Source organism: Alterinioella nitratireducens, assembly GCF_013155465.1.
In the GTDB taxonomy this organism is placed as follows: Bacteria; Pseudomonadota; Alphaproteobacteria; order Rhodobacterales; family Rhodobacteraceae; genus Alterinioella; species Alterinioella nitratireducens.
Genome location: NZ_JABJVX010000019.1, coordinates 23,339 through 37,505 on the forward strand (window position 1 = coordinate 23,339; position 14,167 = coordinate 37,505).

The following is a 14,167-nucleotide window of genomic DNA, read 5'->3' on the forward strand; positions in this document are numbered from 1 at the left end:
GAAAAACCCGCCTCGGAGGGCGGGTGTGGTGAGCGGGTGAATGTTGGAGTTGGTCTACGGCGATCCACCGAAGATCTTGAGCTTCAGTGCAATCCCGGCGAGGAGCGCCAGCATCATCCCCGTGGTGATGAGATGGACAGCGGTCTGGACGGCCGTGCGCCGAACGAAGCGAATGCAGTCGAGAAGTGAACGGAGATCGCGGATGTCGAGGGCGGCGTCCTTGCCATCGATCCCAGCATCGGCAAGCGCCCGTTTGGCACCTGCTTCAGCCGCGCGCGTCAGCATGGCCTGGAATTCGATTTCGGACATACGCATGTCGCCCTGATCGGCTCGAGGTGGCGTCATGACGAGATAATTCCAACCTCTGTCGGCAGCGCGGCCGTGGTCCAGGGCGTGCTGTCGGCCGGGTTTACATCCCATGTCGAATAAACCGGCGACGGCATATCGGCGGACGGCGTACCGGGAGATGCGTCATAGTCCACGCCCCCGATTCTAAGGAACCCCGCAATGCCGGTCGGCCCGGCCGTGCCAAGCTGGGCCAGCTGTTTCACATGCACACCTGCGATGGTCGATGCCCCGGCGGGTCCAGTTGGCCCCGACAGCGAAAACGACATGCGTTGACCGGCAATATCGCTCGCCGCGCGGGTGGTGATGTCGCCGTCCTTCACGGCATCGACGCCGCCTGAGAAGGCATCATAGGTCGCAACCAGATCGGGCGTGCGCCGAGCAAACCGCCGCCCAATGGTTGAGACGCCGTCGAGCACTGCGATATGGGCGTAATAGCAGGTGGCCGGGTTGTAGAAATCAAAGAGCCCGTGGTTCTTCCAGACACAACGAACGGGTCGGCCCTTGCCTCCGGTGTTCGCTGCTGTTGCGCTGCTCTGCAGGACCCCGTCGGTGTAAAACTCAATGGTGATGTCAGCGCCGACCGCAATTTTCACATCGATCCAATAGACCTGGTTCGTGGCAGCAGTGAAGGACGAGGCTCCATCGACATTGGTGTCACCCATTGCCATGGCGTGATACTTCTCATCGTCGCGCTCGGTTCGGACACGCGCGATCAGCGCATTCGTATCGTCGTAGAACTCCAAAAAGGTGCCGTCTGTACCGATAATGTGGGCGTTGACCGACGGAGCCTTGTATCGAAATCCCAGCCAGACATCACCGGCCGGCACAGACCACGAGGCCGAAAAAGGGACCGCGCTCGTCTCGCCCGTGTTGATCCGAACGCAGTTGACGTCGAGGTCGGCGTCAAAACCGGCGGCGTCGGTGCTGATGCGACCCTCGACGCCTGCAAGGTCGGTGACCTGGTGTCCGAGATGGAGGATGTGGCTCATGGAATTACCTCGATATAGAGTGTGGCTTCGGCGGCAGTGAGACGCGACTGGCCGCCCCATTCGTTGAAAATGTCGATGTCCGGTATGGTGAGGCGCGTATCGCTGCCAAAACCGAGCCAGAGTTGCGCCTCTGCGATTGTCAGCTGTAGTGCCCCGCCGCGATCGAGGAAGATCGCTGTCTCGGCGACCGTCAGACGCGCGTCAGCCCCGATCTCGGTCCAGGTTGAGACCTCGGCCACTTTGATGCCATCGGGCATGAAGAGCCGGATCGAGCGGGCTTGCCACGCCTCGTAGCTGATTGTCCCGGTCGTTCGGCGCGCTTGCACACGGACCTCGAAATGCTTCGTACCAGTGGGCGCTGCAAGGATCGGCACATCCTCCTTGGTCAGCGTCAGGCTGTTAGCGGCGCCCACATCAATCACGGCAGCTGGTGGTTCCAGCGTTGCATCGGTATCGGGGTCAACCCAGCGGATCTCGACCGCGTAAGTGATACCTGGTTCAGGCCCGATGTCCGCCGCGTCATAGGCGTCGAATACGCTGCTGGTCTGGGTGAGCCTGTCACGATGGGACCAGGTCAGAAGGACCGGCCCGAGGTTCAACACGTTCGGGTTTACGACCGACACACCATTGCCGCGCAGATCACCGGGGGGCAGCGGACGGATCGCGCGGCTAGCCAGCATCACGGCGTCTTCAGGAGCCTGTGCGAGTGGAAGCGTCCCAAAGCCGGTCTCGGGCAGCATCTTGATTGTCACCGTCTCTCCGGCAGCGAACCCCGCCTCTGACGCATTTGCCAACTGCTGCCAGCAGATGATCGGCGTGCCCGCGGGATGGGCTAGCGGCACCGTGTCGAGACAGCCGCGCCCAACCGTCAGCGCCGTGGCACTGACCCCGTCGATCCGAACCAACTCGTCGCCGATCGCGGCCAGCGTGCCGATGGCCACGTCTTCAAGTCCGGTCCAGTTCCCGACGGTCAGCACGCTTTCGGCCGGATCGTCGCTGACGTCTGAGACCAGTAATGCCGTCGGCACGAACTCGACCGCCTCTTCGAGTGTATACCCCGCCCCGCTGTCGCTCCAGACCTGCGCCGAGAGCGCATCCGCCGAGGGACGTTCCCCGGCCGCGACGATCGCACCCACACCGGGGTCCTCATCCAGAAGCGCGTCCGCCTGTGCGTGCCCTAGTTCCTGAACCAGCAACCAGTATGGCGCTTCCGCCACCCAGCGGCGCGTCAGCGGCTTGGGCGGCAGGATAAGGCTCCCCGGATCGCCGCTTTCGCCGCCCACAAGGGCGGTCTCGCCAAGGCCGAAGACATCCTCCGCGATCTTGAGGCGGACGCCATTGGCGCGCCCGTCACCATGGTCGATCTCAACGATGCGGACCACGACGCCCTCAAGCCCACGCCTTGGGTTTGACAAAACGATCACGTCGCCCGGATCGAGATTGGCTCCAGCACGGCTGACCGTGATCTCGCCCGACAGGATCGGCGCGGAGAGCGCCCGCAGGTCGCGCTCAGCGACCCGGACTGCAAGGGACTCGAAGCGAATGCCCGGGTAATCGACCGTGGCGCTCACCACCTGACCCAGATCCTGGACAAGGGCTGTGTCGGTCACGCTGACCGATCCGGTCTGATCCGTGCGGGCGTCAGAAAACTTCGCCGTCACCGAGTTCACGAGATCAGCGGCTTCGCGACGGCCAAGCTCGCCCCAATCGACGACATTGGTCTCATCGAAGACCGGTAGCGTCTCGGGATCATAATCAGCGCGGATCAGGCGCAACTCCCAGCGACCGGAGCGGCGATCGACATAGAGATAGGCGTCGATGTGCTTCAGCACGTCGGCAATGAAATCCTCGATGGTCGATTCCCGCTGCCAGAGGAGCGAGAGCCCAAAACCCTCGGAGAAGAGCGCATCTGCGGCGACGGCGAAGCTGGGGCCGATGTCAGAGAACGTATGCCCGAGCCCCCAATCCCCATTGGTCAGGCATTCCCGGATGATGTGCGCGGGGTTCATGTCGGGGCCTTGCCCGAAGGCCGCACGCAGCGAGGCCACCAGCGCATCCGGATCGCCCGGCGGCACAACCGGCACGCCATCGACGGGCGTGTTGTCGATTTGGGCGGTGGCGCTGGTGTCCGAGAGCGCGATGTTGAAGGCGAAGACATCGACCTCCGAGATGCCGGACAGCGTGGCAATCGCCGACTGCAGGGTCGAGGCCGGGCTTGGTTCCCCATCGGTGACAAAGATCAGGATCCGGCGTTTGCCGTCTGAACCATTGAAGAACGTTCCCGCCTGGCTGACGGCCACTCCGAAATCCGTTCCGCCGCTCACGGAGCTTGAGAGCGCGTCGACCCAGTCCTTCAGCTCCCCGTAGGCCGTGGCATCGGCGTTGCGCCGCAGGATCGTGCCGGACACGGAGGAGTTCCAGGTCACGATCTGGATGTCGTTGGGTTCGAGAGCGTTCTCACCGATCTCTTCGACCAGCCGAGAGACGGCAGCAATCTGCGCCGCCATGCGCGATCCCGACATCGAGCCCGAGGCGTCCATAGCGATGTAGATTGCGGCATCGCCGATCCGGACTTCCGGTACGATCTGTGCTTTCTCCGGATACCATTGCGGGCCGCCATCCTCGGCCTTCAGAATCCGCGTCAGGCGCACCGACCAGGGCTTGAGATAGGGATTGAGGCCGAGAAACACCTGCCGCAGCACGAGGCTGCAGATCCCGCGATAGCCTGGCACATCCGCGCCGGCTCGTGACGCGAGGTAGTCATTTTGCGCCTGGGTCGGCGCTCCCATCAATACGTCGATGTCGCCGACGATGCCGCCTTCGCGCTTCTCTCCCCCGAAGAGATTGGGCTTGTTGATCCGGATGCGCCCGCCGGCAGCCCCACCGTTAAGGCTCGGCACACTGGCCGCATCCGACACCGCTGCCGATTGGGCCGTGAAGGCCGTGGCCGCGGGCTCGACGAGCCACGTGGTGATGCCACCACCCGCATCATAGCTCACGGCCTGAACCGTCACCGTCCGGGTCGTGTTGTCCGCCAGAAGCTGAAGGTCATAACTCTGGCCGAGCCGGATGCCACTGAGCGTACCCGGGAAACGGAGCTCGGCAACGCTGTCACCTTCTGCCGCCGCGGTGGCGGACATACCGGTCACCGTGCCGTAGCTCGCCAGCGCGCCGACGCCGGTCCCGGCGGAACTGCTCTGGCCGGTGCCGATCGACCAGGCCGTACGGTCATCGACCCGAATTTCACGGATGGCATCGACCGGCCCGTGACAGAGCGCAAGATGCGCCCCCAACGAATAGCGATACCCGACGGTCTGTGATTTCGAACGGCCACCCATGGCTCAGGTCTCGCTCGCGGAATGCGCAGCGCGTTTCTCAGCCTCCGCGATCACGCGAAATGCCAGGGCATCACCGGTCGCAGCGAGCACGTCGGCCGGAAGTCCGTCTGCCAGGAAAGCCTGCCAGTCGAGGCCATGACGGCGGAACCACGGCCGCGCCCCCTGAAAGCACAGTCGGGACGCGCGCAAGTCCTGCACCGTGACGATCAAGTCTTCGTTCATTTCTTGCCGCCCTTCTTGCGGATCGGATCGACCTTGAGGTCCCCGGCCCAGACGACATTCGGGCCGCGCAGCAGCATGGTGCCGAAAACTACGGGGATTGGACGGCCTTCCTCGGCCGTGGGAAGGTCGAAATCATCGAGCCCTGCCGCCTTCGGGGCTTCGAGTTTTGGCTTGGGTGACAGCGCGTAAGAGATCGCCGTCAGCACCAGGCTGGCGACGATCTGGACGACGAAGTTCCAGACCATGATGGGTTCTCAGATGTAGGTCAGACGATGCTGGTGCCGCCGAACGGATTGCGGCCCGGAATGTCTGGAAAGCCACCGAAGTTCAGAAGATTGCCGAACTTGGCCTTGCAGGTGTCACGCCGCAGATCACAGCCGGGCGCGATCTCGACGAGCGCCAGGGCTTCAGGATCGTCGATGGCCGCCTCCAGATCGGGCATACGGCCAGAGAGCGTCAGTGCGTCCCCGACATGCCCGGAGATGAACCCCAAAATGCCCGCATGGCGCAGCACACCACCCCGGAACCAGCCGTTTGGCAGCAATGCGGCCTCGGAGACGGTGATCGTCAGGCCTTGATGCGCACTGGCCGTGCCGCCGACGAAAAACGTTTCGATGTCGAGCCGGCATCCCCGGGAATAGAGCGCGTGGCGGCAAAGGCGCTGGTATTTCGCGCGTACGCCTTCGCGACGCATGGATGTGAAGAGGGCTTCACAGCGTAGAGTGATGCGCCGACCTTCGACCCGGGCCGAGACCACTCGACCCTTCCAATGCGCAACCACCTCCGTCGGCACCTGTTCGTGCCCACGAAAGATGGTGAGTGTCGTGATCGCCCGACCGCGGGGTCCGAGATAACGTCGGGCGAAGGGATCGGAGAGCGGGAACGTGACGCTGAGATCGACCCGTCGAGGGTCGCTGCTCTGAACGACAGACCCATGGCTGACGGGCGAAGGGTTCCAGATCAGATCCTCAGTCTCATCAGCAATCGCCCCCGCGGGCGAGGTCCAGGCCGTAGCTCGGCTGGTGAACCGCCAGATCTGATCGCTTTCGGAAAAGAGATACAGGAAATATGGCCGCCCTTCGGCGGTGGAGGTTTCAGCAAGATCATAGGTCATCCGGGTATCTCGATCAGGCTGGCCGCAAACTCGGAGCGGTTGCCAAAATGCTCCAGTTCGATCCGGTCGGTATCGAGCCGCACCTTGGTGAGCAGATGAACGGGCGTGGTGGCCGGAATGCTCTTGCCCGGCGCGGCAATGGCGAGCCGGATCCCGAGCGCGTCGTAGGCGGCGTCGGTGATCTCGCGGAACACCGGGCCAGAGGCGATCTCGAACATCACGTGCCGTCCGATCCAGACACCGGGATCGGCGGTGCCCGCGATGACCAGGGAGGTGGCCGAGGACGTGACCGGCGCCTGTAGGACCAGTTCCCGGCCCCAGGTCGGAAGCCAGAATGCGCGTTGGCGGCCGCGCAAGGCATGCAGCCAGCGGCGGCGCGCCCAGCGGGCCGTGCCTCGGTCAACAAGGGTGATCGTCGATCGACGCTGGACATGAGTCAGCACCGGTTCGATCACGATGGGACCGAAGCCGTTGTCGATGTACTCGACAGATTGCGCGATGCTTTCGGCCAATGGCTGGCGGAGCACGGCCGGATCGGTCAGCACGTGGAGTCCGAGATGGGTTGGATAACTGCTGACCGGTATTGCCAGTGCGTCCTGCAGCGTGAAACGCGCCGTAACGGTTCCGAGTCCCTGACGCCGCCGGTCAATCTCGACGGGCCGCGTCAGGATCCCGATGCCAACCGGGGCCACAATCGGATGAGCGAGGCTGACACCTGCAGGCTCGCCCAACTCCAGCCGGTCCGGCAGGACCGCACTGAACTCGACATAATTTGCCTCCCCTCCATCAGCGGCGATGACCGCCTGTCCAGGTGCCTCAAAGGTTCCCTCGCTGGTATCTACGAACACAGTCAGGTCGGCGACATCGATCGGTGCCGTCGCTGGACGCGCCAAATGCCAGAGCGGCAGGATCCACTCGTCGAGCGCCCACGCCCGGGCGAGCTCGGCGGCACGCGCGAGACCGGTCCCATCAAGTAAATGCGTATAGGTCAGGATCGACCGCGGGTCCGTCCGCAGCGCGATCCTTTGCTCGGCTGCTTCCGTGATCAGTGTGTCGGTATTCCACTCCAGCACTTCAGAGACCGGTTGGCGTACAGGGAAAGGCCAGAGGTCAGGCATCGAGGCCTCCTCGATTGCGCCGGATCACATTGACGATCAGTCGTTCGCCCGCAGGCGTCGCCAGATAATCGCCGACAATCGAAGGGTCCAGAACGTTGACAATGCGGGTTGCGGACTGAGCGCCTTGAGCCTCCCCACTCGCCTCGACGCCAAGTCGACCGCCTCGGCCTCGTCGCAGCGGCAGGATAGCCTCCGGGCCCGCTTCGCCCATTAGCCCGATCCCGCGCGCAAAGGGAAACACCGTCGGGCGTGAGACCACACCACCGCTGGCAAAGGCTGTGATCTCGCCCGCCTGCCCAAAGGCACCGCCGCGTGCGAAAGTGCCGCCAATCCCGAACAGACCGCCGAGGGCTCTGGTCAGCCAGCCAAAAAGGCCGTCACCCCCGCCGCTTCCCGCGCCCGAAAAGGCACGAAACAGCGCGTCCTCGATCGGTTTGAAGGCGTTATCAATCAAACGGTTGGCCAGGTTCTGCGCGATCCCCGATATTGCGCTCGCGAAGGTTTGCCAGCTCAGTTCACCCGACTTCAGAGCCTCCTTGATCGGCCCAGTGATATCGTCGGCAAGCCCTCGCGCGATTTCCTGTGTGCGCTCCACGGCAGCCCGCGCCGCATCCCAGGATTGACGCGCAACATCGGCGGCGCTCTGGAGCGCCCCACCGGCACGACCGGCCGCAGCCGCTGTTTCATCAAGCGCAGCTGCCGGACCACCGGTTTCATCTTCGGCCAAGGCTGCATCGAAGCGATCCGCAGCTACCGTGGCTCCGTCCAGGGAGGTCTCTGCCTCGGTGCCCGCCGCTCGCATCGCCGTGCGCAAGGCCTCGAGAGCTTCAAGCGGCTGCAGGGCCCCGTCAGCGAGAGTGGCCGCGGTTTGCCTCCAGGCCTCGGCTGAGGCGGCAGCATCGGTAGCTGCGCCGGCAAGTCCCAGATCCGGTACGGCCAGCAGGTTGTCGGTGAACGCACCGGCAAAGGCATCTTGCGCGGCATTGGCCGCCTGGGTTGCGGCACCCGCAAAGCGGTTCTCAAGCTGTCCCAGATCGAGATCGGCGATCAGGCCGATCCGCCGCTCCACGCCAAGCGCTTCAAGCCCGGCATTCACGCCCCCGATGAAGCCATTTATCCGCGAGACGACGCCGTTCAGCATCGCCTCGACGCCCTCGATCAGGCTATTCGCCGCCTGAAACGCAAGATCGCCAATGGCGGCAGGCAAAAGCCCCCAGACAGCCTTGATCGCCTCGAATGCCCCCTCAAAACTGTTCACGGCGGCATTGGCAAAACCGACAACGCCCTCGAGCGCGCCCTGCATCGCGGTCGCCGAAGCTGCTTGAACGTCGGCGAAAGCCGCCATCGCAGAGGCGGCAAAGCTGCCAGCCCCCATTTTGATCCGCTCCCAGACCTCGCTCACGAGGTTGCCGAGCAGCGCCATAGCGTTGCCGAAGCCACCGGCTCCGGCGACAAGCTGGCCGAATTGGTAGATCAGTTCACCTGCGCCAACGATCAGCGCCCCGATCCCGGTGCGGATCAATGCGCCACGCATCACGACAAGCGCGGTTGCAAGCCCGCGGACGGAAATCGCCGCAGCTGCCATTCCGGCCACCCAGCGCCCCGCCAGGAGGGCCGCGAACGTACCGGCGTAGGTGGTCAAACGGCCGATGTTGTCGAAGAGCCCTCTGATGGCCATGCCCAGCGGCCCGGTTCGACTGGCGACGGCCGCCATGGCATTCGCGACAGCTTCGAGCGCGGGGGCTGCGGCAACTGCCAACTGGTTCGATAGCCCGCGCCAGACGAGGCCAAGCCGAGAGATCGCGTCATTGGTGCGTTCGATCTGGTCGGCATCCTGTTCCGAGACGACGACACCGAACGCAAGGACGTCTTCGGTCGCTTGGCGCAAGGTCGCCGTGTCGATCCGCGACATCGCGATGGAGCCTTCTTCGCCGAAGAGCTGACCGGCGACGGCCGCACGTTCGGCAACCGGTACAAACTCTTCGATGGCGGCGTTGATGGCGCCGACGCGCTGATCCAAAGGCAAGGCAATAAGGTCGGTTGCCGATAGTCTCAGCCGCTCCAGTGCGTCAGCAGCGGGGCCACTCCCGGCCGCCGCCTGGCTGAGACGACGCGTCAGGTCCTTCGTTGCCTGCTCGATGCCGGACATCGACACACCGGCCAATTCACCCGCACGCTCGAGCGTCTGGATCGAAGCGACCGTGGTGCCGAGGGACTGGGCGAGCTTGGCCTGCGCGTCGACCGTCTGCAGCCCGGAGCGCACCATGGCCACGCCAGCAGCCGCAGCGGCAGCGACCGCAGCAGCCGCAGCGATCCGAACGCGCCGCGAGAAAGCCGCAAGACGGGTGTTCGCCGCGTCCATCTCCCGGCTGAGCCGCCCGAAGCCACGCGCCCCGGCTTCGCCGACACCTTCCAGCTCGGCGCGCACCTGCCGCCCGCCAACCGCGGCAAGGCGGACAGAAACGCGCTTCTCAGCCATTGGCTTGATCCATCTGTTCGTTGAGTTTGGTGACCATCACCGCCTCGATGACGGGCAACAGCTCGGCCATGACCGGCGGCGGGATGCCGAGGGCATCACCCAGTGCCAGAGCAGCCGACATGTCCCATCCGACGACGGCGCCGGGCAGCACGCGCAGCTGCCCGCCGAGGCTGCCGACGAGATCCCAGACCAGCCAGCCCTCATGGGTGAGCGGCCGGTTCAGTCGCGCCGGGCAGTTTTCGCATGCTTTCGCACAGGCTTCGCAGTAGCGCTCGCCCCCGCCGAAGGACCATTCGGCAAGGGCGCCAAGGCGTTTTTTTCCTGTTCCAGCAGCAGGCCCTTGGACACATAGGTCAGCTGAAACGCCTCGAAGATTGGCCAGACGTCTAGGAGCGCATCGATGGCCTCGGGGCTCGAGTCTATGGGGTTGCCGTCTGTGTCTCCTACACCCTCCCAGGCGAGCACCGCCCGACGCGCCAGCGCCTTGGCGAATGCAACCGCACGTTCCTCGTCGGAAGCCTCCTCCGGAACTGCCTCGACGGCGGGATCGCTGCGCGTCGCCACCATCAGGGCGGTGGTCAGCGGGCGCAGCTGCACCCGGACGCCGGGCGCGAGATCATGCCAGCGCGGTTCATTTGTCAGGTCGAGCGTCAGCATCGTCAGTACACCTCGATGTCGTTGATCAGGGTCGCGGTGCACATCCGGCCGACCAGACTGTCGCGCGCGGCCTGCCAATCAAATGTCGCCTGCACGCCCTGAGGACCGGAAATCTCGATGCGCGGGCGCGGCAGGTAGACAGCGTGCACGGTGAAGGTGAAGCTCTCGCCAGAGGGCAGCACATAGGCGAACTCCAACTCGCAGGGATCGCCGTTGATCGCCTGTGTCACCAGCGTCTGGTCGGCGAAGCGCACTTCGATTGAGCCGGTCAGCGCGGCGATAGAGGGGTCCGCGCCGTCGATCCGACCATCCGAGCGGATTGTTTCGATGCGGTCGAGGTTGTTGGCATAGGTGATGTCGGCCGAGACCACGTTCCCGAGCGGGGTGCCGTTGCGGGTGATCGCGCCATTGAAATGGCCAAATCGTTGCAATTCGAGAGCGGCTGGCGTTCCAGCACTCGTCGTCGTGCCCACGGTCTCGCCCTGCGCCACCAGGCGGGCCGTTGCGGTCAGCAACCCCGAGCGCTGCATTTGCCAGTTGATCTGGTCGAGCACGCAGCCGGAATACATCGCATAGCGCGGCACCTCCGGCATGCCGGTCTCGATGGACAGGCTTGGCAGCGTCCATGCGCCAGACTGGAACTCATGAGTCCAGGGGCCGGTACCCGTAGTGGTCGGATCACCAAAGGCCGCCTTCAGCCAGAACCCAAAGGCCTCGGCATCAAGCGGCACCACGACGTCGCCATCGGCGGTAACCGCGTCCTTGATCGGCGCCAGCGGATCGCGGCCATAACCAAGCAGTTCCGAATTGAGCAGCGGCTGTTCCGCCCCCAGCGAGGTACTCGCAAAGGGCATCTTCGTGAAGCCGCCCACGGGGGGCGTTCCATAGGTCGTCTCGAACGCAAGCGCCATTTGCGCCCGCGCCCCTTGGGCTCGTGCCATTGGAAGTTTCTCCTGTAACGAATAGAGTGTTTTCGAGCATCAGGTGACGTTACAAAACCCGGAATTTCTCTGGGTTTCAGTCCACTAGCGCATTTTGAGGAGCCGCCATGTTGGAAACGGTTTTTACCATCATCATCGGGCTGGCAGCTCTCTATGTCGTTCTTTGGATTTACATCCTGTTGCCCGCAGGGATGGCCACGAAACGTGGACGCAGTGCCTTTGGCTGGGTGGTTTTGAGCCTGATTTTTTCGCCAATCCTTGCCTGTCTTTTGCTGCTACTCCTTGGAGACAATCCGAACGCGCAACGAGGTTAACCTTCGCACAGCGTGCTGGAGTTTATCCAAGCGGATCGCTTGTCGCGTAGAACAGCGAAACCCTGATCACGGCAGCCTTCAGGCTCGCGGCGCCCTCGACCGGCAGATCGACTGGGCGTGGTGCTTCGGCCTCGACCCAGTCGCAGAGGCCGCCCAGCGTCCGGTCAGCGGCGAGCGCCGCGCCAACGCTAGCACAGAGATTATCGAACAGTTCATCGCGGTCATCACCCTGGACGACCGCCTCGATCTCCGCGCGGTGCTGGTAGTGGTAGGCAAGCGGCGACAGAGTGACATCGGGATCGCCTGGCTCCCCATCCCGAAGGATCAACAGGCCCTCGGATGGGACGCGCTCGGGCTGCACCTCGCCGCGCAGGGCGCTGGCGGCCAGCGCCGAGAGCCGCGCGTGCAGTGCGGCGAGGATTGTTTCGCGAGGTGTGGGCATTCTCTACTCTGCCGGGGGCTGGTGAGCATCAGCAATCGTCGTGTACTCGTCGGAATTGTAATTCAATCAATCAGTGAGGGGCGTCAAAGTGTTTTACCTTGATCTTTATCCAGCCAATCCGCCTGGCTTTCATGCACTTTCGACATCCGCGGATTGGCTTCCTTGGTTGATCAGGGCAGTCCCGGCCGGCATTCACTTAGATGTCAGGAGAAGGCTGAAGTCTAACCTGAAGCACATCATGGTCGGCCTTGAGATGAAAGCTGGCCTTATCGTTCCGCATGGGGAGCGGGTATCTGGCAGATCAGTGCTTTTCGAGCCCTACTTCCAAATCATGAACTTCGAGTTCAGCGTTGGGGTGTTTTCGGTCTGTGAAGGCCTTGGTTCGGTCCATCACCTGGCCGGAATTGGGGACGACGGCACCACAGGCGCTCGCGTCAACACGAACGACTGGATTGCAGCACTTTGCCGCGAGTTCGACCCAACCGGTGCAGCGCAACTTGATGCAAATGTCCGCCGGGTCAAAGAGGTAAGGGACAAGATGCACCAAGATCGGCTTGGCGCACGGGCTGACATTGATTGGCACGACTTTGACTACAACGAGTCATTTATTCCGTCCCGCGCCGCATTGCAGCCGCTTCTGCGGAGGCACCTTGGTGACGTTCCGGGGCAAACCAATCTACTGCTTACATGATGTCAGCGGGATTGACGCTCGTGCGCCGGACTAGCTTCAACGCGCCTCCACCCAATTTGCCACGATAAGCCCCGGCACGCTGTCCAACGCCCGGTCCGCGTCCCGCGCCAGGTCCAGCCGCTTCGGCAGCTTGACCTGCGGGACCAGCAGGAAGATCGGCGCGGTGACCTGGTTGCGGCCGGTCTTTGAGCGCGACGCTACGGCCTGACCGCGTTTGTTGATCCGCGCACTGTCCGCGACCAGCAGGCTCGGACCTCGGCGGCGGTAGACGAAGCGGAGCCGCAACCCCCGGCGCCGCTCCCATTCGCCCGGGGTGATCCGACGGCCGCGCAGGCCTCGGCCCGCAGCTCCGGTCGGGATCGCGAGGTAGAACCCATCTTTCGAGCGGATCAGCGGACCAGTGTCATGCGCACCGACGATGACCGGGGCTTTGGACCAGACCAGCGCCGCTGCATCAAGGCTTTCGCCTGCGCGCGGGAAGGTCTGGTTGCGGATTGAGTTGGCGAGCCGTCGCCCGAGACCTGCGCCAGTGACCTGCCTGCGCCACGAAGACTTCAACCCGGTCCCGGCCTCGCGCATGGCGGCGGTGACTGCCTTCTCACCCGCCTTCACCTCGGCGGCCATGGCGGCGACGAGATCGGGCGTGATGTCGAGCTTCAGATTCATGCCGGGCGCAGATCCACAGTCCAGACGAGCCGCTCACGGTCGCGGACGGGCTCCCCCTGGATTAGGAACGCGTCCCCGTCGATTTCCAAGCGGTCGCCGGGGCGCGGGTTCGCGACATCGGCCAAACGAAGGTCGATCCGGGTTGTTTCAGACCAGAGCCGCGCGTCGCCAAAGTCGGTGATTGCATCCGCCTGACGGGCCACAACGCGCACCAGCACAGGCGCGCCGCCATCGGAGGTGTAGACCGCTTCCCGACCGATGTTGGGATCTGAGAACAGTGCATCAACGATGGCGGCAAACGCCGTCATCAGAAGCTCGCGTTCAGGCGCACCCGGCCGATGGTGTCACCGGCTCCACCAGCAACAGGTTCAGTGGCAACGCCGATCAACGTGTTCGATGTGGCCACGCTCGTGGTGCGCTTGTTGGTGTCGTCCCAATAGACCTTCGCCCCGACTGTCCAGGCCTGCGAGCCTACCTTGGTGAGGTCGAACACGCCGGTCAGGGCGGTCTCAACGGGATCGTTTAGGGCAGCGTCCCCGGAGGCGACGCCGAAGATGGAGCCAACGAGCAAGCCATCGCCGGATATCACTGCATAGGGCGCAGTCAGGGTGAGAGTATTGCCGGGCTGGACGTAGTTCTTCATGTGCACGTTCCTTTGCAAACGGGAACGGGCGGCCCGTTCGGACCGCCCGTCAGAGGTGTGATGTCAGGGTTGGCGCGGTTTATGCGCCCGGGTTCTTGTAGAGGCCGCGCCAGTCGATGGCCTTGGCACCGAAGTCGAGGCGGCACTTGATCTCGACCCCGTCGACGTCGAAGCCGTTGCGCGTCTCGATATACGCGCCTTGCTG

The 14,167-nt window shown here is 63.9% G+C and carries 17 protein-coding genes; 2 read left to right on the forward strand and 15 right to left on the reverse strand.

Annotation, left to right across the window (positions count from 1 at the left end):
- Positions 1-54: 54 nt before the first annotated feature.
- The 11 genes from HNS34_RS18585 to HNS34_RS18630 all read right to left on the reverse strand — a co-directional run bounded on the left by HNS34_RS18585 (position 55) and on the right by HNS34_RS18630 (position 11,206).
- Positions 55-309: a DUF6127 family protein gene (locus tag HNS34_RS18585; protein WP_214647536.1), complete on the reverse strand. Its 255-nt coding sequence runs from the start codon at positions 307-309 to the stop codon at positions 55-57.
- A 32-nt stretch (positions 310-341) separates the two neighbouring features.
- A complete protein-coding gene (locus HNS34_RS18590; protein ID WP_172321599.1) occupies positions 342-1,337 on the reverse strand; it encodes an FscB in 996 nt (331 codons plus the stop codon).
- Positions 1,334-4,675, reverse strand: a complete 3,342-nt coding sequence (locus HNS34_RS18595; protein ID WP_172321600.1) for a phage tail protein — start codon at positions 4,673-4,675, stop codon at positions 1,334-1,336. The genes HNS34_RS18590 and HNS34_RS18595 overlap by 4 nt, the downstream gene beginning before the upstream one ends.
- A gap of 3 nt (positions 4,676-4,678) precedes the next feature.
- Complete coding sequence (locus tag HNS34_RS18600; protein WP_172321601.1) at positions 4,679-4,897, reverse strand: hypothetical protein; 219 nt, start codon at positions 4,895-4,897, stop codon at positions 4,679-4,681.
- Entirely contained in the window at positions 4,894-5,142 is a 249-nt protein-coding gene (locus HNS34_RS18605; protein ID WP_137703187.1) for a hypothetical protein, read from the reverse strand. The genes HNS34_RS18600 and HNS34_RS18605 overlap by 4 nt, the downstream gene beginning before the upstream one ends.
- A 20-nt stretch (positions 5,143-5,162) precedes the next feature.
- Positions 5,163-6,011: a phage BR0599 family protein gene (locus HNS34_RS18610; protein WP_172321602.1), complete on the reverse strand. Its 849-nt coding sequence runs from the start codon at positions 6,009-6,011 to the stop codon at positions 5,163-5,165.
- Complete coding sequence (locus HNS34_RS18615) at positions 6,008-7,129, reverse strand: hypothetical protein (protein WP_172321603.1); 1,122 nt, start codon at positions 7,127-7,129, stop codon at positions 6,008-6,010. Before HNS34_RS18615 ends, HNS34_RS18610 begins: the two co-directional genes overlap by 4 nt.
- Positions 7,122-9,608: a phage tail tape measure protein gene (locus tag HNS34_RS18620; protein ID WP_172321604.1), complete on the reverse strand. Its 2,487-nt coding sequence runs from the start codon at positions 9,606-9,608 to the stop codon at positions 7,122-7,124. The genes HNS34_RS18615 and HNS34_RS18620 overlap by 8 nt, the downstream gene beginning before the upstream one ends.
- Positions 9,601-9,729, reverse strand: a complete 129-nt coding sequence (locus HNS34_RS20960) for a DUF7697 family protein (RefSeq protein WP_268879116.1) — start codon at positions 9,727-9,729, stop codon at positions 9,601-9,603. Before HNS34_RS20960 ends, HNS34_RS18620 begins: the two co-directional genes overlap by 8 nt.
- 98 nt (positions 9,730-9,827) lie before the next feature.
- Positions 9,828-10,265 (reverse strand): phage-derived protein YdaY family protein, encoded by a 438-nt coding sequence (locus HNS34_RS18625; protein WP_172321605.1) that lies wholly within the window; start codon positions 10,263-10,265, stop codon positions 9,828-9,830.
- A gap of 2 nt (positions 10,266-10,267) precedes the next feature.
- Positions 10,268-11,206, reverse strand: a complete 939-nt coding sequence (locus tag HNS34_RS18630) for a phage tail tube protein (protein WP_172321606.1) — start codon at positions 11,204-11,206, stop codon at positions 10,268-10,270.
- Positions 11,207-11,313: 107 nt separating this feature from the next.
- Between HNS34_RS18630 and HNS34_RS18635 the strand changes: the two genes are divergently transcribed.
- The gene (locus tag HNS34_RS18635) at positions 11,314-11,520 is read left to right on the forward strand and encodes a hypothetical protein (protein WP_172321607.1); all 207 of its coding nucleotides are present in this window, start codon (positions 11,314-11,316) and stop codon (positions 11,518-11,520) included.
- 22 nt (positions 11,521-11,542) lie between these two features.
- Here the strand turns inward: HNS34_RS18635 and HNS34_RS18640 are convergent, their stop codons facing one another.
- Positions 11,543-11,962, reverse strand: a complete 420-nt coding sequence (locus tag HNS34_RS18640; RefSeq protein ID WP_172321608.1) for an acyl-CoA transferase — start codon at positions 11,960-11,962, stop codon at positions 11,543-11,545.
- An 88-nt stretch (positions 11,963-12,050) separates the two neighbouring features.
- On the opposite strand from HNS34_RS18640, the gene HNS34_RS18645 reads away from it, so the two are divergent.
- Positions 12,051-12,653 (forward strand): hypothetical protein, encoded by a 603-nt coding sequence (locus HNS34_RS18645; RefSeq protein WP_137703178.1) that lies wholly within the window; start codon positions 12,051-12,053, stop codon positions 12,651-12,653.
- A 36-nt stretch (positions 12,654-12,689) separates the two neighbouring features.
- Here HNS34_RS18645 and HNS34_RS18650 read toward each other — a convergent pair whose 3' ends face one another.
- Genes HNS34_RS18650 through HNS34_RS18660 form a run of 3 tightly spaced genes read right to left on the reverse strand, consistent with a single transcriptional unit; the run spans position 12,690 to position 13,962 of the window.
- On the reverse strand, positions 12,690-13,319 hold the full coding sequence (locus HNS34_RS18650) for a DUF6441 family protein (RefSeq protein ID WP_172321609.1): 630 nt from the start codon (positions 13,317-13,319) through the stop codon (positions 12,690-12,692).
- Positions 13,316-13,627: a head-tail joining protein gene (locus tag HNS34_RS18655; protein WP_172321610.1), complete on the reverse strand. Its 312-nt coding sequence runs from the start codon at positions 13,625-13,627 to the stop codon at positions 13,316-13,318. The genes HNS34_RS18650 and HNS34_RS18655 overlap by 4 nt, the downstream gene beginning before the upstream one ends.
- Entirely contained in the window at positions 13,627-13,962 is a 336-nt protein-coding gene (locus tag HNS34_RS18660) for a DUF2190 family protein (protein WP_172321611.1), read from the reverse strand. Before HNS34_RS18660 ends, HNS34_RS18655 begins: the two co-directional genes overlap by 1 nt.
- Positions 13,963-14,167: the final 205 nt, after the last annotated feature.